At 69.6% G+C, this 21,454-nt stretch carries 25 protein-coding genes; 11 read left to right on the top strand and 14 right to left on the bottom strand.

Annotated features, from left to right (window positions below; genetic code table 11):
• The first annotated feature begins 30 nt into the window (after positions 1-30).
• Positions 31-639, top strand: a complete 609-nt coding sequence (locus FB561_RS35260) for a vitamin K epoxide reductase family protein (RefSeq protein WP_145814418.1) — start codon at positions 31-33, stop codon at positions 637-639.
• Here the strand turns inward: FB561_RS35260 and FB561_RS35265 are convergent.
• Positions 614-2,137 carry an MFS transporter gene (locus FB561_RS35265; RefSeq protein WP_238335313.1) on the bottom strand — a complete coding sequence of 508 codons (1,524 nt, stop codon included), beginning with the start codon at positions 2,135-2,137 and terminating at the stop codon, positions 614-616. The genes FB561_RS35260 and FB561_RS35265 overlap by 26 nt on opposite strands.
• 56 nt (positions 2,138-2,193) lie before the next feature.
• Here FB561_RS35265 and FB561_RS35270 point away from each other — a divergent pair, with 56 nt between their 5' ends.
• Complete coding sequence (locus FB561_RS35270; RefSeq protein ID WP_238335314.1) at positions 2,194-2,901, top strand: TetR/AcrR family transcriptional regulator C-terminal domain-containing protein; 708 nt, start codon at positions 2,194-2,196, stop codon at positions 2,899-2,901.
• 94 nt (positions 2,902-2,995) lie between these two features.
• Here the strand turns inward: FB561_RS35270 and FB561_RS35275 are convergent, their stop codons facing one another.
• The 4 genes from FB561_RS35275 to infC form a co-directional block, all read right to left on the bottom strand.
• Positions 2,996-3,811, bottom strand: a complete 816-nt coding sequence (locus FB561_RS35275) for a TrmH family RNA methyltransferase (RefSeq protein ID WP_145814420.1) — start codon at positions 3,809-3,811, stop codon at positions 2,996-2,998.
• Positions 3,812-3,836: 25 nt separating this feature from the next.
• Positions 3,837-4,226 carry a 50S ribosomal protein L20 gene (gene rplT, locus FB561_RS35280; RefSeq protein WP_145814421.1) on the bottom strand — a complete coding sequence of 130 codons (390 nt, stop codon included), beginning with the start codon at positions 4,224-4,226 and terminating at the stop codon, positions 3,837-3,839.
• 93 nt (positions 4,227-4,319) lie between these two features.
• Complete coding sequence (rpmI, locus tag FB561_RS35285) at positions 4,320-4,514, bottom strand: 50S ribosomal protein L35 (RefSeq protein ID WP_145814422.1); 195 nt, start codon at positions 4,512-4,514, stop codon at positions 4,320-4,322.
• Positions 4,515-4,586: 72 nt separating this feature from the next.
• Positions 4,587-5,300, bottom strand: a complete 714-nt coding sequence (gene infC / locus FB561_RS35290) for a translation initiation factor IF-3 (protein WP_145814423.1) — start codon at positions 5,298-5,300, stop codon at positions 4,587-4,589.
• A gap of 295 nt (positions 5,301-5,595) precedes the next feature.
• Between infC and FB561_RS35300 the strand changes: the two genes are divergently transcribed.
• Both FB561_RS35300 and FB561_RS35305 read left to right on the top strand, forming a co-directional pair.
• A complete protein-coding gene (locus FB561_RS35300) occupies positions 5,596-6,111 on the top strand; it encodes a DUF1844 domain-containing protein (protein ID WP_238335315.1) in 516 nt (171 codons plus the stop codon).
• A gap of 889 nt (positions 6,112-7,000) precedes the next feature.
• Positions 7,001-7,384, top strand: a complete 384-nt coding sequence (locus FB561_RS35305; RefSeq protein WP_145814424.1) for a DUF2255 family protein — start codon at positions 7,001-7,003, stop codon at positions 7,382-7,384.
• A 9-nt stretch (positions 7,385-7,393) separates the two neighbouring features.
• On the opposite strand, the gene FB561_RS35310 is transcribed toward FB561_RS35305, so the two are convergent.
• Positions 7,394-8,281 (bottom strand): alpha/beta fold hydrolase, encoded by an 888-nt coding sequence (locus FB561_RS35310; RefSeq protein WP_145814425.1) that lies wholly within the window; start codon positions 8,279-8,281, stop codon positions 7,394-7,396.
• A gap of 118 nt (positions 8,282-8,399) precedes the next feature.
• Here FB561_RS35310 and FB561_RS35315 point away from each other — a divergent pair, with 118 nt between their 5' ends.
• Positions 8,400-9,488: a hypothetical protein gene (locus tag FB561_RS35315; RefSeq protein WP_145814426.1), complete on the top strand. Its 1,089-nt coding sequence runs from the start codon at positions 8,400-8,402 to the stop codon at positions 9,486-9,488.
• 51 nt (positions 9,489-9,539) lie between these two features.
• Here the strand turns inward: FB561_RS35315 and FB561_RS35320 are convergent, their stop codons facing one another.
• The 4 genes from FB561_RS35320 to FB561_RS35335 all read right to left on the bottom strand — a co-directional run bounded on the left by FB561_RS35320 (position 9,540) and on the right by FB561_RS35335 (position 13,623).
• Entirely contained in the window at positions 9,540-10,472 is a 933-nt protein-coding gene (locus tag FB561_RS35320) for a glycosyl hydrolase family 18 protein (RefSeq protein ID WP_145814427.1), read from the bottom strand.
• A 61-nt stretch (positions 10,473-10,533) separates the two neighbouring features.
• Entirely contained in the window at positions 10,534-11,454 is a 921-nt protein-coding gene (locus FB561_RS35325) for a carbohydrate ABC transporter permease (RefSeq protein WP_145814428.1), read from the bottom strand.
• A complete protein-coding gene (locus tag FB561_RS35330) occupies positions 11,451-12,329 on the bottom strand; it encodes a carbohydrate ABC transporter permease (RefSeq protein ID WP_145814429.1) in 879 nt (292 codons plus the stop codon). Before FB561_RS35330 ends, FB561_RS35325 begins: the two co-directional genes overlap by 4 nt.
• A gap of 4 nt (positions 12,330-12,333) precedes the next feature.
• Entirely contained in the window at positions 12,334-13,623 is a 1,290-nt protein-coding gene (locus FB561_RS35335; RefSeq protein WP_145814430.1) for an ABC transporter substrate-binding protein, read from the bottom strand.
• 97 nt (positions 13,624-13,720) lie between these two features.
• Here FB561_RS35335 and FB561_RS35340 point away from each other — a divergent pair, with 97 nt between their 5' ends.
• Both FB561_RS35340 and FB561_RS35345 read left to right on the top strand, forming a co-directional pair.
• A complete protein-coding gene (locus FB561_RS35340; RefSeq protein WP_145814431.1) occupies positions 13,721-14,749 on the top strand; it encodes a LacI family DNA-binding transcriptional regulator in 1,029 nt (342 codons plus the stop codon).
• A gap of 37 nt (positions 14,750-14,786) precedes the next feature.
• The gene (locus tag FB561_RS35345; RefSeq protein ID WP_145814432.1) at positions 14,787-15,956 is read left to right on the top strand and encodes a glycoside hydrolase 5 family protein; all 1,170 of its coding nucleotides are present in this window, start codon (positions 14,787-14,789) and stop codon (positions 15,954-15,956) included.
• On the opposite strand, the gene FB561_RS35350 is transcribed toward FB561_RS35345, so the two are convergent.
• The gene (locus tag FB561_RS35350) at positions 15,957-16,679 is read right to left on the bottom strand and encodes a TetR/AcrR family transcriptional regulator (RefSeq protein ID WP_145814433.1); all 723 of its coding nucleotides are present in this window, start codon (positions 16,677-16,679) and stop codon (positions 15,957-15,959) included. It abuts the gene before it with no gap.
• A gap of 154 nt (positions 16,680-16,833) precedes the next feature.
• Here FB561_RS35350 and FB561_RS35355 point away from each other — a divergent pair, with 154 nt between their 5' ends.
• Complete coding sequence (locus tag FB561_RS35355; protein ID WP_145814434.1) at positions 16,834-17,265, top strand: DUF1707 domain-containing protein; 432 nt, start codon at positions 16,834-16,836, stop codon at positions 17,263-17,265.
• A gap of 11 nt (positions 17,266-17,276) precedes the next feature.
• Here FB561_RS35355 and FB561_RS35360 read toward each other — a convergent pair whose 3' ends face one another.
• Positions 17,277-17,768 (bottom strand): SseB family protein, encoded by a 492-nt coding sequence (locus tag FB561_RS35360; RefSeq protein ID WP_145814435.1) that lies wholly within the window; start codon positions 17,766-17,768, stop codon positions 17,277-17,279.
• A 193-nt stretch (positions 17,769-17,961) separates the two neighbouring features.
• Between FB561_RS35360 and FB561_RS35365 the strand changes: the two genes are divergently transcribed.
• The 3 genes from FB561_RS35365 to FB561_RS35375 are packed head-to-tail and all read left to right on the top strand — an operon-like array spanning position 17,962 to position 20,024.
• The gene (locus FB561_RS35365) at positions 17,962-18,468 is read left to right on the top strand and encodes a hypothetical protein (RefSeq protein WP_145814436.1); all 507 of its coding nucleotides are present in this window, start codon (positions 17,962-17,964) and stop codon (positions 18,466-18,468) included.
• Positions 18,455-19,102 (top strand): uridine kinase family protein, encoded by a 648-nt coding sequence (locus FB561_RS35370; RefSeq protein WP_145814437.1) that lies wholly within the window; start codon positions 18,455-18,457, stop codon positions 19,100-19,102. Before FB561_RS35365 ends, FB561_RS35370 begins: the two co-directional genes overlap by 14 nt.
• A 31-nt stretch (positions 19,103-19,133) precedes the next feature.
• Complete coding sequence (locus tag FB561_RS35375; protein WP_145814438.1) at positions 19,134-20,024, top strand: aldose 1-epimerase family protein; 891 nt, start codon at positions 19,134-19,136, stop codon at positions 20,022-20,024.
• A gap of 18 nt (positions 20,025-20,042) precedes the next feature.
• Here the strand turns inward: FB561_RS35375 and FB561_RS35380 are convergent, their stop codons facing one another.
• Together FB561_RS35380 and hisG are read right to left on the bottom strand one after the other, a co-directional pair.
• Positions 20,043-20,537, bottom strand: coding sequence for a PH domain-containing protein (locus FB561_RS35380; RefSeq protein ID WP_145814439.1), 495 nt, complete (start codon positions 20,535-20,537; stop codon positions 20,043-20,045).
• Positions 20,538-20,563: 26 nt separating this feature from the next.
• The gene (gene hisG / locus FB561_RS35385; protein ID WP_145814440.1) at positions 20,564-21,412 is read right to left on the bottom strand and encodes an ATP phosphoribosyltransferase; all 849 of its coding nucleotides are present in this window, start codon (positions 21,410-21,412) and stop codon (positions 20,564-20,566) included.
• Positions 21,413-21,454 lie beyond the last annotated feature (42 nt).

Consider the following 21,454-nt stretch of genomic DNA (forward strand, 5'->3'; position numbering starts at 1 on the left):
CATCTTCCGACAAGCCGAAAGCAGCCAGGTATGACGAACGCGCCGGTGGACCTCACCGATCCGGCCAGCAGCGAATCCCCGACCCAGTCCGGCGAACCGGGACGGGGACTGCGTTGGCTGCTCGCCGTCGGTGGCGCGATCGGGTTCCTGGCCGCGTTCGTGCTGACGGTGGAGCGGTACAAGCTGCTCGTCGACCCGAACTACGACCCGACCTGCAGTATCAACACGGTGCTGTCCTGCGGCTCGGTGATGACCAAGCCGCAGGCCGCGATCTTCGGCTTCCCGAATCCGTTGCTGGGGATCGCCGGGTTCGCGATCGTCACCACGATCGGCGTGGTGCTGCTGACCGGGGCCCGGCTGCCGCGCTGGTTCTGGCTCGGGCTGCAGGGCGGCGTGACCGCGGCCGCGGTACTGATCCACTGGCTGATCTACCAGAGCATCTACAGCATCGGCGCCCTCTGCCCGTACTGCATGGTCGTCTGGGCCGTGACGGTGCCGATGTTCTGGTACGTCTCGCTGTACAACCTCCGCGGGACCGCGGTCGCCCGGTCGATCGGCCGGTACCACGCGGTGGTGCTCGCCGCCTGGGCGCTCTTCCTCACCGGGATCATCGTCACTCGCTTCGCGGTCGGGAACTGACCTCCGCGAACTCCTTCTCGACGGCGCCCCGTTTCCGCGGCAGGACCACCAGCGCGACCACGGCACCGAGGCCCGACCCGACCAGGCCGGCGGTCATCGAGATCGACATCGCGTCCGCGAACGCCGACCGGGCCGCGTCGGCGAACGCCGGTCCGAGGGCGAGCGTCTCCGCGATCGAGCCGCGCGCCGCCTCGGGGACCGAATCCGGCAGCGCCGCCGAGTACGCGGCCGCCAGCACGCTGCCGAGGACGGCGATCGACAGCGCCGCCCCGGTCTGCTGGACGGTGTCGTTCATCGCCGAGCCGACGCCACGGTGCTCGGCGGGGACGGACTGCATCAGCAGGGTGTACGCGGCCGGCCCGGCCAGACCCGCGCCGACGCCCATCACGAGCAGCCCGAGGATCAGCAGGCCGTAGCCCGACGACACGGTGACCTGGGTCAGGATGCCGAAGCCGACGGCGATGACGGCCAGGCCGGACGCGATCAGGGTCCGATCGGCGAGCTTCTTGCCGAGGGTGGCGCCGAGCCCGTTGAAGAGAGTGGCCGCGACCGCGTACGGGATCAGGGCGAGGCCGGCCTTCAACGGGCCGTACCCGAGGGCGAACTGCAGGTACTGGGTCAGCGCGAGCATGAGGCCGCCCGCGGTGAACGACAGCAGCACGATCGAGAAGCTGGTGCCGCTGAAGTTCCGGTCGCGGAACAGTTCGAGCGGGACCATCGGGTGCGCGCTCCGGCGTTCCCACAGCGCGAACCCGACCAGGGCGAGGCCGCCGACCAGGAGGCCGCCGAGCACCTTGGCCGAGCCGAAGCCGTCCGCCGGGATGCAGATGATCGCCCAGACGACCGCGGTCATCCCGATCATCGAGAGCACCGCGCCGGCCGGATCGACGGCCCGCGCGGGGCCCTTGGACTCGGGGATCAGGGCCAGCGTGCCGATGATCGCGAGCACCGCGATCGGGACGTTCATCAGGAAGATCGAGCCCCACCAGAAGTGGTTCAGCAGGAACCCGCCGATCGTCGGGCCGGCCACCACCCCGACCATCGCGACGGCCGACCAGCCGGCCATCGCCTTGCGCTGCTCCTCCGGCGGGAACACGGTGAACAGCAGCGACAGCGTGCTCGGCATCAGCAGCGATCCGCCGACGCCCATCAGCGCGCGGCACGCGATCAGCTGCCAGGGCGTCGTCGCCAGCGTCGCGAGCAACGACGCCGCCCCGAACAGGACGAGCCCGATCAGCAACATGCGGCGCCGGCCATACCGGTCGGACAGGCTTCCGGCGGTCAGCAGCAGCCCGGCGAAGACCAGGATGTAGGCGTCGATGATCCACTGCACGTCCGCCGGGGTGGCGGACAGGTCACGCATCAGCGACGGGATGGCCAGGTTGAGCACGGTGTTGTCGACGACGAGCACCAGCAGGCTCAGACACAGGATCAGCAGGATCAACCACCGCTTCGGATGACCGGCGGCGGGACCTGACTCGAACGATGTACTAGTCACTCGCACACTGTACGACACACTCGAACGCCGTACTAGTGCCTTATAGGATGGCGGGTATGACAGACTCGATCTGGACCCGGCGCCGGACCGCGCCGCCGCCGCGGGAGGGCCTCAGCGCGACCCAGATCGTGCGGACGGCGATCGAAGTACTCGACGCCGAAGGGCTCGCGGGTCTGAGCATGCGGAAGCTGGGCAGCCGGCTGGGCGCGGGCGCGACGAGTCTGTACTGGCACGTGCAGACCAAGGACGACCTGCTCGAGCTGGTGATCGACGAGATCTTCGGCGAGGTCGACGTGCCGGAGCCGGAGCTGGCCGGCTGGCGGCCCGGGGCGGTGCTGTTCGCCCACAGCCTGCGGCACACCGTGCTCCGGCATCCTTGGTTGCCCGAGGTCATCTACACCCGGCCGAGCATCGGGCCGAACGCGGTCGCGCTCGGGTCCCGCGGGCTGGCGTTGTTCGCGGCCGCGGGATTCACCGGTCTCGCGATCGACTACGCGATGGGCAGCGTGATGTCCTACGTGTTCGGCCGGACGAACCCCGAGGCGGTCTGGCGGGAGACGATGCGGCGGTCGGGGAAGACGACCGAGCAGTGGGTCGACGATGTCCTGGCGGACGCGCTGCCGGCCTCGGCCGACAGCCCGGAGATGCAGGAGTCCATCCAGCGCCGGCGGGTGGATCAGGACCAGTTGCAGGCCGATGCGTTCATGTTCGGGCTGGACTGCCTGCTCGACGGCCTGGAAGCGCGGCTCCGTACCGAGGCGTGACGCTCAGGCTCGGCGCTCAGACGTTCGGAGCTCAGGCTCGGCGCTCGGGCTTTGGGGTTGGGGCTCGGCGCTCGGGCTTGGCGTTGGCCTGGGTTCAGGCTTGGCGTTGGGCGCGGGCGGAGGCGTAGAGGCAGACGGCGGCCGCGGTGGCGAGGTTGAGGCTTTCGGCGCGGCCGTAGATCGGGACCTTGACGGACCGGTCGACGATCGCGTCGATCCCGTCGGGCAGGCCGTGCGCCTCGTTGCCGAACAGCCACACGGTCGGCCGGGTCAGGGTGCCGTCGGCGATGCACTCGTCCAGGTCGGCCGCTCCGTAGCCGTCGGCGGCGAGGACCTGGAAACCCTGTTCGCGCCACGCCTTCGCGGCCGCGGTGATCTCGACCTCGGTGGCGATCGGGACGTGGAAGATGCTGCCGACGCTGGCCCGGACCGCCTTCGGATTGTGCGGGTCCACCGACTCCGCGGACAGCACGACCGCGTCCGCGCCGGCCGCGTCCGCCGTCCGGATCAGGGTGCCGGCGTTGCCGGGGTCGCGGACCTGGAAGCCGACCGCGACGAGGCGCGCGCCGGGGCGTACCGCCTCCTCCAACGGGACGTCGACGAGTGAGCAGACGGCGACCACGCCCTGGGAGGTGACGGTCTCGCTCAGCGCTTCGATCGCGGCCCGGTTCACCTCGTACCACGGGACGCCCGCGACGTCGGTGAGGTCCCGCAGGTCGCGGTGCCGGGTGGCGACGTCGGGTTCGGCGTACACCTCGACGACGAGTTCGCGGTGTTCGAGGGCTTCGCGGACCGCCTGCGGGCCCTCGACGAGGAACCGGCCGGTCTTGCGCCGGAACGCACGAGTGGCGAGCCTGCGGGCCTGCTTCACCCGCACGGAGTGTGCGGTCAACAGACCCGGGCTCGCCACTGGTGCTTGTGTTACCGGGTGCCGGTCAGGCGGCAGCGTCGCTCTTGGCGTTCACGTCGGCCGGCAGGGCGGCCTTGGCCACCGTGACCAGCGCGGAGAACGCCGCGGCGTCGTTGACGGCCAGGTCGGCCAGGATCTTGCGGTCGACCTCGACCTCGGCGAGCCGCAGGCCCTGGATGAACCGGTTGTAGGTCAGGCCCTCGGCGCGGGCCGCCGCGTTGATGCGCTGGATCCACAGCTTGCGGAAGTCGCCCTTGCGCGCCTTGCGGTCACGGTAGGCGTAGACGAGCGAGTGGGTGACCTGCTCCTTCGCCTTCCGGTACAGCCGCGAGCGCTGGCCGCGGTAGCCGCTGGCCTGCTCGAGCACGACCCGGCGCTTCTTGTGGGCGTTGACCGCCCGCTTCACGCGTGCCATGAGGTGTTACTCCTTGTATTTCTGCGCCGGAAGAGGGGGTCCACTCGGCGGGGTGTTCGGGGAAAGGGCGGGATGTACTGCCGTCCGGGAAGCTCAGAGACCGAGCAGCTTCTTGGCCTTCTTGGCGTACGACGGCGCGACCTCGACGGTGCCGGACAGGCGCCGCTTGCGCTTGCTCGACTTCGCCTCGGCGAGGTGGCGGATCCCGGTCTGCTCACGACGGATCTTGCCCGACCCGGTGACCCGGACCCGCTTCTTCATCCCCGAGTGGGTCTTCATCTTCGGCATGGCTATGTACTCCTGGTTTCTTTCGTTGACTCGACTGGTGGGCGGCTCCGGCCTCGCGACCGGAGCGGCACCTCACTCCGGGTCGAGGTTGTCTGCCGGACCCTTCGGCTTGCGGGTCGCGCGCTCGGCCTCGTGCGCCTGGGCCTGCTCGGCCCGCTCGGCGCGCTCGGCCTGCTGGTCGGCCTCACGTTCGGCCTGCCGCTTCGCCTTGTCCGCTTCCACGTCCACGCGCGCCTCGGACTTCTTCTTGTGCGGTCCGAGCACCATGATCATGTTCCGGCCGTCCTGACGCGGCGACGACTCGACGAAGCCGAGCTCGCTGACGTCCTCGGCCAGCCGCTGCAGCAGCCGGAACCCGAGCTCCGGACGGGACTGCTCACGACCACGGAACATGATGGTGATCTTCACCTTGTCCCCGGCCCGCAGGAACCGAACGACGTGACCCTTCTTGGTCTCGTAGTCGTGCGGGTCGATCTTCGGCCGCAGCTTCATCTCTTTGATGACGGTGTTCGTCTGGTTCCGGCGGGACTCGCGCGCCTTCTGCGCGGTCTCGTACTTGTACTTGCCGAAATCCATCAGCTTGCACACCGGCGGGCGGGCCGTGGCCGCAACCTCGACCAGGTCCAGATCGGCTTCCTGGGCCAACCGCAGTGCGTCCTCGATCCGGACGATGCCTACCTGCTCACCGTTCGGTCCGACCAGTCGCACCTCGGGAACGCGGATGCGCTCGTTGACGCGCAGTTCAATGGTGATGGGTCCTCCTGGGTTGTTCGTTCTTGGTGCCACCTCGTGGATGCCCGGTGAACTCCGCCGAGAACGACAAAGGCCTCCGTGCGATCCACACGAAGGCCCAATTCCCAGATCGACGGCCGTACCGCCCGTCTCCGGGAGATCCGCCGTACGATACCTCAGTCCACCGGCCGTGCGGCCGGGAAGACTTCGGTGTGACCGGGACCCGCCGACTGTCCATCGACTGGGTGGGAGGTGGCCCTCCGCTTAGACCTGAACCACCGGGAGCCACCGGGTATTCCACCCAGAACCCACCGCCGGACCAGATCGGTCGCCGTGCAAGAGTAACAGCATGAACGACCAAGTCTCCACTCCGCCCGACCCGAGCGAGAACCACCCCAGCACCGGCCCCGAGACCAGCGCCGAGACCGGCCCTGACACCGGTACCGAGACCGGCGCTGAGACCGGCGCTGAGACCGGCGCTGAGACCGGTACCGAGACCGAGGCGGCGCGGACCCCGGATCCGCTGTCCACGGTGTCCCGTGACATCGCCGAGGTCCCGAGCGTGGAGATCATCTCGACCGCCGCCCTCCACCTGATGAGCGCCGCCGCGGTCAACCTCGGCCTGGCCGAGGACCTCCCCGACCACCTCGACCTGGACGAGGCCCGCTCCCTCATCACCGCCCTGGCCGGCCTCCTCGACGCCTCCGCCCAAACCCTCGGCCACCACCACGCCGCCCCCCTCCGCGACGGCCTCCGCACCCTCCAACTCGCCTTCAAGGAAGCCAGCACCATCCCCGACGACCCAGGCCAAGGCCCCGGCGAGAAGTACACCGGCCCAGTCCACCCCACAGCCTCCCGCCGCTGACCACCGCCGGCCGGCGCCACCCGGTGCCACCCGGTCTGGCTGAGGCCGGCTGCTCGGTTACCGGCCGGTCTGGGACGAGGCATCCCGCCGGGTGACCGCGCGACTGGCCGGGCTGAGGGCGGCCGGGGCTGAGGGCGCGCCCGCGCTGCAAGGTGGAAACAAATTCGCCGATAGCGACGAATAGTTTCCACCAAGCAGCCGCCCAGCCCTCACACAACTCCACCCGCGCCCCCGCCACCACCTCCAGCGCCCTCGCCGACACCCCTCCCCACCCCGCACGGGCACTTTGTGCGCGGCCCAGCCAGTACCGCGCCCACGCTCTGACCGGCCAGCGCACAAAGTCGAGCTACCGCCCGGCTGCGGCCGAGGCGAGCGCGGGTGAGGCGAGGGCGGGGCGGGGGTAAGGCGGAGGGGTAGGGGTAGAGCGGGGCGGGGCGAGGGCGGGGTTGAACAAGAACTGGGGACCTGGCACAGGCCACGTGGTGTTCACGGTGCCGGTCACCTGGACGCAGTGTGTGGCCGGCAGCTTTCGGCCCACCCACCGGCTGTCCGCCCCACACACCACGTACTCAGCCTTCTTTGTGCGCGGCCCAGCCAGTACCGCAGCCGCGCTCTGGCCGGTCGGCGCACAAAGTCGAGCAACCGGCCGGCTCGGGCGGGGGGCTTGAACAGGAACTGGGGACCTGGGACAGGGCACGTCGTGTTCATGGTCCCGGCTTCCTGGACGCAGTGGCCGGACGGGCCGCGTTCTGACTGGCTCTGGCCGGACGGGCCGCGCCCCGGTCGGCCCTGGCCGGCCGGGCGCCTTTCGGGCGGGCTGGGGGCATGGACTTCTTTGGGGTGGGCGGGAACCCTGCTGTTGAGGGGATTTCGGTTCCGGGGGTGGGGTATGAACAGGTGGTCCAGTGGGGAGCTCGAGGCTGTGAATGCCGGGGACGAGATCCGGATCGCGCCTCGGCGGCGGGACGGGTCGATGAGTAAGCCGAGACGGGTTTGGGTCGTGCGGGACGGGGACGACCTGTACGTCCGGTCGGTTCGCGGCGCGGACGGGGACTGGTACAAGAGCGCGTGCCGGACAGCGCAGGGCCACTTCCGGGCGGCCGGGATCGACATCGACATCGCGTTCATCCCGGAGCCGGACGTCGACCTCAACGATCGCCTCGACGCCGCCTATCTCGACAAGTACGCCCGCTATCCGGCCAACGTGGTGAACCCGATGGTCGCCGACCATGCCCGCACCACCACGCTCCGCCTGGTCCCCGATCGGCAGTAGCGGGCGCAGTCACCGCACAGGGCTGTCGAGGCCGTCCAGGAAGTCGCGGACCAGGGGGACGACCTCGTCCAGGTGGGTCTCGAGCAGCCAATGACCGCCGCCGAGCAGATGCAGGTCGGCGTCCGGCAGGTCCCGGTGGTACGCGCGGGCCGATGGCTCGGGCATGTACCCGTCGTGGGGCCCCCAGACGATCAGTGTCGGCGGCCGGTGGTCGCGCAGGTACGCCCGTTCGCGCGGCATCCAGTCCAGGGTCGACGGCTGGTCCTCGAGCAGGCGGACCAGGTTCGCCCGCCGCTGCGGGGTCGACATCAGCGTCCAGTGCAACGTCCACAGGTCCGGGCTGATCCGATCGGCGACGTCGTCCGGCAGCTCGCCCGCGAACTCGTCCCGGAACCCCTCCAGGCTGACGTGTTCGGCGTACGCCCTGCGCGCGTCCGGCCCCGGGTTGTCCCACAGCTCTTGCAACTTGCCGTACTTCGGCCCGAACGCGTCGTCGTAGATGTCCCCGTTCTGGATGATCAGGCCACGCACCCGCTCCGGAGCCGCCAGCGCGAGCCGGAACCCGAACTGCGAGCCGTAGTCGTGCAACCAGATCGCGTACCGATCCAGCCCCATCGCGTCCACGAAATCGGACAGAAACCCCGCGTACGCGTCGAACGTGTACCCGAACTCCCCCACCGGCGGCGTCGAGCTGTACCCGAACCCCGGCAGATCCGGCGCCACGGTCCGCCACCGATCCCCCAGAGCCGGCATCAACCCCCGGTACACGAAAGAAGACCCGGGATAACCGTGCGGCAACAGAAGAACAGGCCCATCAACGGGCCCGGCTTCCCGGTAGAAGACCTCGACCCCACCCACAAGAATCCGCCGGTGACGCACAGCAACACCCGAAGACATCCCCCCACCCTGCCACAGCCTCCGCCTAGCTCAATCGGTACGAGCACGGGCTAACTGTCGGACGGTCGTGATGGACTACGTCGCGATGTCGACCTGGGGGTGACGAGTGATCACGTTGATGAGTGGTCCGGCGGAGGTCCACTACGGACAGATCTATGTTCTCAGCGGTCCGGACCTACCGGACATGGACGGCTGCTTCGACGGTCAGCAGAACGGGTTGTGCGGCGTCGCCGTGCCTGGGCTGGTGTTCCTGCGGACCGGATTGCACACGGGTTCGGTCGGTTTCGAAGTCGAACTCCACGAGCAGGAGCCGCCGCTCGACGACAGCTGGGAGGAGATCGTCGAGGCGTCGTTCCACCCGCGGGCCGCGACAGTACTGGAGTACTGGGGTGGCGAAGGCCGGTGGCCGCTCGCAGTCGACACGCGCAGCTACCGGGTCCGGTACGCCGGCCGGGGGATGCAGCAGGCCAACGACCTCACCTTGCTGGAGGACGAGGCGTTGCTCGACTCGTACCTGCTGCAGTTCTGGCCGGCGGAGCCCAGCCCGGATCGGGTGGTGAAGCAGACCACTCAGGTCGCCGCCTACTGGCACAAGACCGCCAGGGACAGCCCGACGCCGGAGGAGCGAGCCGAGCGGCGGCGCCTCGCCCAGTTGGAGCGAGAGCGCGCGCTGGAGCAGGAGAGCATCGAAGGGCTGAAGGAGATCTGGGGTGGCCGGCTACCCAGCGAGCGGCTCCTCGAGAACGGTTGGGTCGGACGCCAACTCTCACGACTCGATCCGCTGCTCGCCCACGAGCTGGACGATCTCAGCGAGGCGGGACAGCGCGTGGTGACGGGGTGGGTGCTTCGGCGAACGCTGGCCGAAGCGCAACTCGCCGAGGTGGAGTGGATCGCGCCTGTGATGCCTGCGCTGGAGGGTGGCGAGGCACCACCGCCGCCCTTCGACAACCTGCAGGTCGCGCTCCAGCGGATGATGGACGATCCAGACGTACCGATGACGGCGATCACGACCCTGGACGGCCAGCACGACAGCATCTCGCAGCAGGGCACGGCGGGCTGGGCGATCAATGCGGCGTTCCAGGACGATCCCCTGCGAACCGTGCTCGACACACTGTGGAAAGCGCTCGAGACCTTCGGCCGCGGCCGCGAGCACGTACTCCTCGGCGAACTCCGGCAGGCGTTCCCCACCCTGAACGGATCGGCGTAGAACCTGGTCGTACCTGGGCGGCTCGGTCGAACCCAGCCGCCCAGGTGCTGCTTACCGGCGCGCGGCCGACATCGCTGACGTCATTTCGCGGGCCCATTGCCAGGGGGCTGCGGTGCCGCCTGGGTCGGAGTTGAAGTACTCCCAGCCGTCGACGCCGCCGAAGGTCGGGTACTTCGCGACCAGGTGGCCGAGGGTCTTCTTCAGCGTCGTGAGTGGGACGTAGCCGCTGCAGTTCGCGGAGTTGGTGACGACGCCGGTGACGACCTTGGCCGGGGGGAAGGCGCCGCGGTTGATGATGGCGTCGTACCCGGTGGTGTTCGCCATCGAGCCCCAGCCGCAGTAGAACTGCGCGTTGTACCAGTCGATCTTGGCGCCGCGGTCCCGCTCGAGGGTCTCGTAGTCGAACCCGGACAGGTTGCCGCCGCCGCTCAGCGCGGTCGCGACCGGGGCCAGGGTGACGACGAAGCCGGTGCCGAAGTCGGTCGTGAGCTGGTCGATCAGCCGGTTGATGCCGGCCTGGGACATGGGCTCCTCGACGTCCAGGTCGAGCCCGTCCAGCCCGTATGTCGTGACGAGGTTCTTCAGCCGTGGGTAGTACGTGTCGAACTCGGTGTCGAGCCGCTGGAACGAGCCCTGCGCCGCGCCGCCCACGAAGGCGGAGACGCGGACGCCCTGGGCCTGCATCGCGTGCAGGTCCGTCCACATCTGGGTGAACCGTGGGTCCGACGGCGGGTGGTCGTTGAGGTGGGTAGTGCCGTCGCCGTTCAGGTGGATCGCGCCGACCAGGACATCGGTGACGCCGGTGTTGTTGTCGGTCAGCGGCTTCGGCGACACGTAGCTACCGTTGACGTACTGCGTCTGGTAGTACACGACGACCCGCTTGCTGTCAGCCGTATCCCGCGAAGGCGCGGCAGCCGCGCCAGGAGTGAGGACGGCCGCGCCCAGCACGGCCGCCAGCAGCAAGGTCATTGCCTTACGCAACATCGTTGAACTCCTTCGAACCAGTCCTACAAGGGCGGATGGGATGGTCGAACAAGTACTGCGGTCACCCCTTGACGGCGCCCTCCTCCACGCCTTTGAAGAAGAACCGCTGCAAGGTCGCGAACACGATCACGATCGGCACGAACGCGATCATCGTGCCCGCGGCGATCAGCCGGGGGTTGTTGCTGAAGGTGCCGGACAGGTACTGCAACCCGACCGTCAGGGTGTACTTGTCCGGGTCGGTCAGCACGATCAGCGGCCAGAGGAAGTCGTCCCAGGCGCCGATGAAGGCGAAGATCGCCACCACGCTGATCGTGCCGCGGACACTCGGCAGACCGATGTGGACGAACCGTTGCCAGACGTTCGCGCCGTCCACGATCGCCGCCTGGTCCACCTCGATCGGCAACGACCGGAACGCGTTGAACATCAGCAGCACGTTCAGCGCCCCGATCATCCCGGGCAGCGCGACCCCGAACAACGTGTTCGCCAGCCCGAACTCCCGGACCGTCACGTACTGGGAGATGATCGTGACCTCACCCGGCAGGACCAGCGTGGCGAGGAACAACCCGAGCACGATCCGCCGGCCCTTGAACTGCAGCCGCGACAACGCGAACCCGGCCAGCGACGCACCGACGATATTGCCGCCGACCACGAGGACCGCGACGAACAGCGAGTTCCGCGCGTAGTCCCAGACCGGGATCGTGTTCGCCACCTCGCCGTAGTGCGAGAACGTCGGCTGACTCGGCAGCAGCCGCGGGATCCGGGTGTAGATGTCCTCGCCGGATGCCTTCAGCGACGTGGACAGCTGCCACAGGAACGGCCCGATCGTGATCAGCAGGACGAGCACCAGCAGGACGTACCGGAGCACCTTCTCCTGCGGCGAGATCCGGTTGAAGCTGTACGAACCCCGGCGCGGCCGCGTCGGGGCCGGACCGGACGACCCCGGTACGTCGAGGGGCCGCGCGGGGTCGGTCACCACGGTCATGCGTCCGCCGCCTTCCGGTTCAGCCGGGCCAGCGCCAGCATCGGGACCACGGTGACGAAGAACAGCACGATCGACAGCGCGGAGGCGTACCCGAGGTTGCCCTCGAAACCCTGGCTGTACTGCTGGATCAGCATCACCACGGAGGAGTCGCGGCCACCTGGGCCACCGTTGCCGCCGCTGAGGATGAAGAGCTCGGAGAAGACCCGCAGGGCCGACACCGAGATCAGGATGGAGATCAGGATCATCGTGCCGCGGACCCCCGGGATGGTGATGTTGGTGAACCGCCGGAACGCGCTCGCCCCGTCGACCGCGGCCGCCTCGTGCAGCTCACGGCCGACGTTCCCGAGCGCGGCCAGGTAGATGATCATGTAGTAGCCGAGGCCCTTCCAGACGGTCAGGCTGATCGCGCTGAACAGCAGCAGCCACTGGTCGGACAGGAACGGCAGCGGCCCGGAGATCACGCCGAGCTTCTCGGCCAGGCCGTTGACCAGGCCGCGGTCGTCGAGGATCCACTGCCAGATCAGCGCGACGACCACGGCCGACGCCACCACCGGGGTGTAGAAGGCGGTCCGGAAGAAGGTGATCCCGGGCAGCTTCTTCTCCACCAGGACCGCCAGCGCCAACGGCAGAATCGTCAGCAGCGGCAGGCAGACGACCATGTAGATGACGCTGTTCAGCAACGCGTAGCGCAGCTGCTCGTCGTGCAGCAGGGCCTCGAAGTTCTTCAGCCCGACGAAGGTCCCACCGCCGAGCGGCTTGGCGTTGGTGAACGACAGGATGACGGTGTTGATCGACGGCCACAGGTTGAACACCAGCAACCAGGCGAGCGCCGGCACGACCAGCACCCAGGGAGAGAACCACCGGTGGTAGCGCATCGCCTTACTGCGCCAGCAGCTGGTCGGCCTTCGCCACCGCGGCGTCGAGGGCCTGTTGCGAGGTCACCTTGCCGGCGATCGCGAGCGAGATCTGCTGGTTGATGAAGTCGTTGGTCCCACCGCTGATCACGGCCGGCTGCAGCGACTTCGCCTTGGCCAGCGACTCGAACGCCAGCACCTTCGCGTCACTCTCCACGGTGCCGTCGCTCTTGGAGAAATACGGGTCGTTCGCGGACGCCTTGGTACTGGGGAAGATGTTGACGATCTTGGCGAACGCGGCCTGGTTCTCCGCGTTCGTGACGAACTTGGCCAGCGCGATCGCGGCGGCCTGGTTCTTGCTCTTCGCCGAGACCGACAGCCCCTGCACGTACAGCGGCGGGGTGTCCAGCGCGGGCGACGGGACCACCTTGCCCTTGAGCGACGGGTTGTCCTTCTGGAAGTCCACGATCGCGTTACCGCCCCCGGTGGTCCACGCCACCTTGCTCTGGGTGAAGAGCTTGGAGTTGCCCAGGTACTCCTGGGTCAGGATGTCGCGCGGCAGGTACCCGTTCTTGTACGCCTCGCGGTACTTGTCCAGCAGCGCGACGGCCTCGGGGGTGTTGAAGGTGAACTTCTTGCCGTCGTCGCTGACGATCTTCACGCCCGCGTTGGTGAAGTCACCGATCCCGGGCAGCCGGCTCATCAGGTACTCCTGGCCGTTCGACTTGTCGTGCATCACCTTCGCGGCGGCGAGCAGCTCGTCGAAGGTCTTCGGCGGGTTCTTCGCGTCCAGCCCGACCGCGGCGAACTTCGCCGAGTTCCAGTAGTCGATGTCGGTGTTCAGGTACCACGGGTAGCCGAACGTCCCGTCGACGCCCTGGTACTGGTACGCCGTGACGCCGCCCTCGACGTAGTCGGTCTTGACCGCCGGGTCGGCCGAGGCCACGTCGAGCAGCAGGCCCTGCTTGGCCAGCGGCAGCGCGAACTCGGGCGGCAGGTTGGTCACGTCGGGCAGCTGGCCGGCCGAGGCCTGGCTGAGCACCTTCTTGTCGTAGCCGTCACCGGGCTGGTCCAGCCAGGTGACCTTGGTCCCCGGGTACTTCGCCTCGAACGCCTTGATCACGCCCTCCACGTAGGAGGTGAACTTCGGCTTCAGCGCCCAGGTCTGGAAGCTGACCTCGCCGGTGATCTGGGCGTTCGCGTCCACGGTGGGCTTGGCGCCGGCGGATTCCTCGGACGCACCGAGGCCGCAGCCGGCCAGCGAGAGGGCCGCGACGGCAAGAGCTGCCACCCCGGTCAGACGACGACTACGCATGGAATCTCCTGATGGTGATAAACCGGTATAGCTCCTGCACTATCCACATCGTAGAATCCGCTGTCAAGGGTGGGGATCGACCAGGAGGTGCTCGGCGATGGCAAGACCGACGATCGCGGACATCGCGGACCGGGCCGGGGTCTCGAAGGGCGCCGTGTCCTTCGCGCTGAACGGGCGGCCCGGCGTGAGCGAGGCGACCCGGGCGCGGATCCTGGCGATCGCCGAGCAGATGAGCTGGCGGCCGCACAGCGCGGCCCGGGCGCTCGGCGCGTCCCGGGTGGACTCGGTCGGCCTGGTGATCGCCCGGCCGGCCCGCACGCTCGGCGTCGAGCCGTTCTTCGCGCACCTGGTCTCCGGCCTGCAGTCCGGGCTGTCGGCGCACTCGATCTCGCTCCAGCTGCTGATCGTCGAGGACACCGCGGCCGAGATCGAGGTGTACCGGCGGTGGGCCTCGGAGCACCGGGTCGACGGCGTGATCATGGTCGACCTGACCGTGAAGGACCCGCGGATCGAGGCGCTGAAGACGCTCGAGCTGCCCGCGGTGGTGATCGGCGGCCGCGGCGGCAAAGGCGCACTGCCCTCGGTCTGGGCGGACGACCGGGACGCGATGCTGTCGATCGTGGAGTACCTGGCCGCGCTCGGCCACCGGCGGATCGCGCACGTCGCCGGGACGCCGGACTTCCAGCACACCCAGCGCCGGATCCGCGCCCTCAAGGACGCCGCGCCCCGGCTCGGCCTGCTGGACGGCCCGTCGCTGACCACCGACTTCAGTGACGCCGAGGGCGCCGCGATCACCCGCAAGCTGCTGTCCCAGCCCGACCGGCCGACCGCGATCGTCTACGACAGCGACGTGATGGCGGTGGCCGGGCTCGGCGTCGCGATGGAGATGGGCGTCAAGGTGCCGAGCGAGCTGTCGATCGTGGCGTTCGACGACTCGATCCTGACCCAGCTGATGCACCCGGCGCTGACCGCGCTGTCCCGGGACACCTTCGACTTCGGCCGGCAGGCCGCCGACGTGCTGCTCGAGGTGATCGCCGACCCGGCCAACGTGGTCAATCGGCGGACCGCGGACCCGGTCCTGACGGTCCGCGAGTCCACCGCTCCCCCGCTCCAGGACAAGGCCTAGTTGCTGTCCGTACATAAACCGATTTAGCATCGTCGTCATGCCCTCGGATCCCGCCACGCCCCGGTTCGGCGCGAACTACGTCCCGTCGGCCGGCTGGTTCTACAGCTGGCTCGACTACGACCCCGCCGCCGTCCGCCGCGACTTCGCCGACCTGGCCGGGCTCGGGCTCGACCACGTCCGGGTGTTCCCGATCTGGCCGTGGATCCAGCCGAACCGCGCGATCGTCCGGGAGCGCGCGATCGCCGACCTGCTGGACACCGTCGACGCGGCCGCCGAGCACGGCCTGTCCGTCGCGGTCGACCTGGTCCAGGGCCACCTGTCCAGCTTCGACTTCCTGCCGTCCTGGGTGCTGACCTGGCACAAGGCGAGCCTGTTCGAGGACAGCACGGTCCGCGCCGGCCTCAAGGCGTACGTCCAGGCGGTGGCGGGTGCGGTCGCGACGAAGCCGAACGTCTTCGCGATCACCCTCGGGAACGAGGTGAACAACCTCTGGCCGGACAGCCCGACCACGCCCGAGGCGTCGACGAGCTGGGCCCAGGACCTGCTGGCCGCGATCCGCAAGGCCGCGCCCGACGTGCTCGCGCTGCACTCGGTCTTCGACGACGCCTGGTACCAGGCGGACCACCCGTTCCTCCCGGTCGACGCGGTCGATCTGGGGGACCTGAGCACCGTCCACTCGTGGGTTTTCAACGGGGTCTCCCGAGTGGACGGGCCGCTCGGTCCGGCGACCCTCACACACGCCGACTACCTGGTCGAGCTTGCCGCCGCGACGTCGGTCGACCCGCAGCGGCCGGTCTGGCTGCAGGAGATCGGCGTCCCCGGGCCGGACATCCCGGCCGACCTGCAGGCCGAGTTCACCCGGCGCACGGTCGAGCTGGTCCTGCCGAACCCGAAGCTCTGGGGTGTCACCTGGTGGTCGTCGCACGACATCGACCGGCGGCTGCTCGACTTCCCGGACCGCGAGTACGACCTGGGCTTGTTCACCGTGGACCACCAGCGCAAGCCGGCCGCGTCCGCCCTGGCCGAGGTGATCGCCGACGTCCGCGCGAACGGCGTCCAGCCGGTCGAGGCGAGCACGCTGGCCGCGCCGGTCAACCTGCGGACCGAGCCGCACCGACGTCCCGAGGTCGCCCCGGGCAGCGAGTTCCACCTTCAGTGGGTCGCGGCTCGTGCAGCCGGCCCGGTACGGATCACGCTGCCCAGCTGATCAGGTGGAGACCCGGTCGATCAGGACCTGGATCCCGTCCAGCACCCGGGTCAGGCCGAACTCGAGGTCGTCGTCCACCTCGTCCTCGTACTCCTGGCCGGTGTAGAGCTTCACCAGCATCGGGTACGGCCCGGCCATCAACCGTGGGACCAGGAACTGCCCGACCTGCTCGGCCTGGACCGGGATCGCGTCGCTCGTCACCAGGTGGCGCATCAAGGTCGCGTGGCTGCGGACGAACCCGTCGAGCAGGAGGACGCAGCCGAGGTTGTCGTGGTGGTTGAGACCGGTCCCGTCCAGCCCTTGCAGCATCGCCTCGGCCCAGCCGAGCAGGTTCGGCGTCACCGGGGCGCCGCGGATGGGCACGTCGAGCAACCACGGGCGCTCGGCGTACCGGTCGAGCTGGGCGTGTACCCAGGCGGTCGCATCGATCCGCCAGCCGGTCCCGGGCAGCACCGGCGGTGGACCCCAGGCGGCGTCGCGGACCAGGACGAGCAGTTCCTCCTTCGAGCTGAGGTACCGGTACATCGCGTTAGTCGAGACACCGAGCTGGGCGGCGATCTTCTGCAGCGAGATCGCCTCGAACCCCTGCGAGTCGCCGAACTCGATCCCGGTGGCGACGATCCGCTCCACGCTCAGCGCCGGCTTCGGGCCGCGTCGCTGCACCGGGTACACGCCCCAGGACAGCGCGAGACCCGGCGGCAGCTGCTCGCGGTCGTCGGTCATGCGGCCATCCTCCCGCAGATCCACCCGCACCTGGCCGACGTGCGCGAAAGAGTGGTGCTAGGTCCACCCCCGGAACGGGTTCCAACGCCCTCGGGACCAAACTGTTCAATCCATACGCTTTTTCGTGTCAGCCCTTCGACCCAAGGAGCACACGATGAGTACCCTGCACGCCACCCTCGGCCCGCTGTTGTCGCCCGACGAACTGCGGCTCAGCGACGACGACCGGCGGACCGCGCACGCCAAGATCGACAGCGCGATCCGCAGCCGCGGCCTCTCCCCGCAGCAGGCCACCGACCGGCACGACCTGCTCGGGGTCGCCCGCACCCGCGGCGAACTCCGCCGCGTCTTCGCCGGACTGGAGGACGCGGTCCCGCCGCGCGGACTCACCGTTGCGCTGCGTGTGGTGACCGCGATCTGGCTGGTCGCCTGCGTGGTCCAGTTCGCGGTCTGGGGAGCACTCGCCATGTTCGGCCACTTCGACAGCCCGTGGTGGCTCTGGTCCGACCTCGGCCTCGGTGCCGCCGTCGCCATCCTCTGGTGGACGAACGAGTCGTACCACCGCAAGTCCCACCTGAGCCTGCTCTGACCCGGTATGCGTCAGTCGGCAGGCTGGACCCAGCCGTAGCCGCCGTCCTCCAACCGCACCACCTGGAGGCCGGCGGCCAACCGCTGCACGTCCTCCGTCTCCATCACCCCGGGCGCAGGACCGGCCACGTCGAGCACGATCGCCGCGGCGCCCTCCTGGATCGCCGCCGTCGCAACCAGCTGCGTCTGCGCCGGCATCGGCCGCGCGTCCGGACTCCACCGGGCCAGGCTCTCCGTACTCGTGAACGCCAGCAGCGCGTTCCGGCCGTCCTGGCCACGCAGCAACGCCACCGCCATGTCCGAGGACTTGTCGTGCGCGAGCCCGTTCTCGTCCAGCTCGATCTCGCCGAGCATCGCCACCACCGGGACCAGCAGCCGCGCCTTGGTCAGCGCCTGCAGCGTGGCCCCGTGATCCCGGGCCGCCAGCGCCGCCGCCAGCCCCGGGTCCGCCGACCCGTCGTCGTCGTCGAACCCGGTGAACGCCAGTCTCCGCTCTCCCTGCACGCTCCGATTCTCCTACACGCCGCACGCCCACCACTCACCAACCACCGCCACCCCGCCGGCACCCCGCTCACGGCCGCCTCAGCAGGGGCCTGGCGGCGTGTTGGTGAGTGGTGGGCGTCCGGAGGGCGCATTCAGGGTGGTGTCAGGGCTGTTCCCGGCTTGGCTGAGCGCCGGACTGTGCGAGCCTGGAGATGTGCCTGACTTCAATGATCTGACGCTGCTGCCGTTCTGCGTGGGCCTCACCCTGCTCGGCCTGATCGGCTCGTGGGCCGCCTGGCGGCGCCGCGGAGTCGCCGCCGGGACCCGCGGGGTCGCCTGGTCGCTGCTCCCGGTCTCGCTCTACCTGACCGGGCTGCTCGAGGTGGCCTGGGACGTGGTGAAGTCCGTCGGCAACTGGGTCACCCACCTGATCTTCTCGCCCAGCGTCTGGGCGGGCGTCGCGCTGTTCGGCGTCTCGGTGGTCCTGTACGTCGTGTCCGGGGTGGCCCGGTCGCGCCGCCCGGACAAGCCGGCGAAGACCGCGAAGGCGGAGAAGCCGGGCCAGGGGGCCACCACGAACCCGACCGGCGAGCTGACCTCGACCGGCCCCGCGCCCGCCACGGCCGGGACCGGCAAGCCGAAGAAGCAGGCGAAGGCTCAGCAGGAGTCGTCGGAGTTCGACGAGATCGAGGACATCCTGAAGCGCCATGGCATCAACTGACCTCCTGACCATCGACAGCCTGCTGGACCATGTCCGGACCACCCCGGCCCGACTCGGCCGGACCCGGCTGATCAGCGTCGACGGCCCCGCCGGTTCCGGCAAGACGACCGTCGCCACCAGGTTCGCCGCGCGGGCGGAGGCGCGCGGCCTGCGGACCCAGGTGGTGCACATGGACGACCTGTACGACGGCTGGGACGGCGCGGTCCGCGGCTTCGGGCTGCTCCGCGACCACGTCCTCAAGCGGCTCGCCGACGGCCGCGAGGGCCGGTACCGGCGCTACGACTGGCACCTCGGCGCGTACGCCGAACTGCACGTCGTCCCGACCACGCTGGACCTGCTGATCGTCGAGGGGGTCACCGCGGCCGACCGGGACGCGGACCCGTGGCAGGCGCTGAAGATCTGGGTCGAGACCAGCAACGAGGTCCGGCTGGACCGGGGCATCGAGCGCGACGGCGAGGCGCTCCGGGACCGCTGGCTGGACTGGATGCGCTGGGAACGCGACCATTTCGCGGCCCAGCGGACCCGGTCCCGGTCGCACGTCATCGTCGACGGCAACCCGTCGGTCCCGCACCAGGCCGAGACGGAACTGGTCGCGAAGTCGGTCAATCTGGGCCTGGACTCCGCCGCCTCCTGATCCCGGCCCGTCCGTGGGTGAGGATAGAGCTATGACTGTCCTGCCTTCCGGTGACCAGTGGACCCTCCGCGCCGGCGCGTACGCCGGGACCGTGGTGAGCGTCGGCGGCGGCCTGCGTGGCCTCTCGTACGGCGATCGCGAGCTCCTCGTCGGGTACGCCGAGGACGCCCCCGCACACGCCGGGATCGGGCAGCAGCTGATCCCCTGGCCGAACCGGATCACCGACGGGAAGTACACCTTCGAGGGTGTCGAGCAGCAGCTGGACCTGACCGAGCCGGAGCGGTCGAACGCGATCCACGGCCTGGTCCGCTGGGCTACCTGGGAGCGCACCGACGACGGCCTGGACGAGTCGCGGATCGTGGTCGCGCACCGGCTGTACGGCGGCCCCGGGTACCCGCACCAGCTGGATCTCGCGATCACGTACGACCTGGACGCGGACACCGGTCTCACAGTCACCGTCTCGGCGAAGAACGTCGGCACCGGCGCCGCGCCGTACGGGTACGGAGCGCATCCGTACGTGACGGTCGGGCGGAAGATCGACGAGTGCGTGCTCGAGTTCCGGGCCGAGAGCTGGCTGGACGTCACGCCGGACCGGATGGCGCCGATCGGGCTGCAGCCGGTCGCCGGGTCGCAGTACGACTTCTCGGCCGGGCAGCGGATCCAGGATCTCGACATCGACAACGCGTTCACCGGGCTGCCGGACACCTGGGTGGTCACGCTGGCGGACCCCGACAGTGGGCACCGCGCCGTCGTGAGCAGCGAGACCCGGTGGATGCAGCTCTACACCGGCGGCGCGATCGACCGGGCCGGGCTGGCCGTGGAGCCGATGACCTGCCCGCCGGACAGCTTCGTCAGCGGTGACGGGCTGGTCGTACTGCGGCCCGGGGACGAGCACAGCACGACGTTCCGCGTCAGCGTCTGACCGGACGCCCGACCCGACTCAGCTCGACTTGTCGCCGGAGCCGGAGTCGGAGCCGGAGTCCGAGCCGGCGCCGTGGGCGCGGGCGACCTTGGCGAGTTCCTTGGCCGCGTGGGACGCCCGGACGCCTTCGGACGCCTGGATCGCCAGGATGCCCAACCGGTTGCCGTCGGCATCGAACAGCTGGAGCCACGGGTCGCCCGGGGTGAACCGCAGCACCTTCACCTCGGACCAGGCCAGCCGGTACGACTTGAAGACGTTGCGGATCTTCAGGCCGTCGGTGTACGCCGTCACGCGGACCGTCGCCATCCGGTACAGCAGGTAGAGCACGGTGCCGAAGAACGCGATCAGGGTGAGCTGCTGGAACAGCGTGAAGGTCGCCCGCGACTCCTCCGGCAGCCGGACCCAGATCACCCCGAAGACGGCGACCATCGACGCCGCCATCGCTGCCGTCACGGCCGCGACGATGCGCGGGTGGAACGTCCACAACGGGTCTTGCTGCGCTGGCGTGGACATCGTCGTCTCCGGGGTGGACGCGGTCATCAGATCCGGCACGCGTGGATGTCGGTGGTCAGGATGGCCCGGGCGCCGGCCTCCCAGAGCTGGTCCATGATCCGCTGGGCGTCGGCCCGCTGGACCATCACCCGGACCGCGACCCAGCCCTGCCGGTGCAGCGGCGAGACGGTCGGCGACTCCAGGCCGGGCGCCACCGCGGTCGCGGCGTCGACGTCCTCGGCGCGGATGTCGTAGTCCATCATCACGTAGTTGCGGGCGATCAGGACGCCCTCGAGCCGGCGGACCAGCTGCTCCAGCCCGTTCGGCGGGGTGTGCGCGCCGTGCCGCTTGATGAGCACCGCCGAGGACTGCAGGATCGGCTCGCCGAACACCTCCAGCCCGGCCTGCCGCAGCGTCGCGCCGGTCTCGACCACGTCCGCGATCACGTCGGCGACGCCGAGCTGGACCGCGGTCTCGACGGCGCCGTCCAGCCGGACCACCGACGCGTCCACGCCGTGCTCGGCGAGGTGGTCCTGCAGCACCCCGGCGTACGAGGTGGCGATCCGCTTGCCGGCCAGGTCCTTCACCGACTCGGCGACGCCGGGCCGGCCGGCGAACCGGAAGGTGGAGGCGGCGAACCCGAGCTCCATCAGCACGTCCGCGTCCGCGTGCGAGTCGAGCACCAGGTCGCGGCCGGAGATGCCGACGTCCAGGGTGCCCTCGCCGACGTACACGGCGATGTCGCGGGGACGCAGGTAGTAGAACTCGACCTCGTTCGCGGTGTCGGTGAGCGCCAGGTCCTTGGTACTCCGGCGCTGCTTGTACCCGGCCTCGGTGAGGATCTCGGTGGCGGCCTCGCTCAGCGAGCCCTTGTTCGGTACTGCGACGCGCAGCATGGGGATACGGCCTTTCTGACGATGTGGTCCCGGGGAATCTGC

Origin of the sequence: Kribbella amoyensis, from assembly GCF_007828865.1 — a bacterium.
GTDB lineage: Bacteria > Actinomycetota > Actinomycetes > Propionibacteriales > Kribbellaceae > Kribbella > Kribbella amoyensis.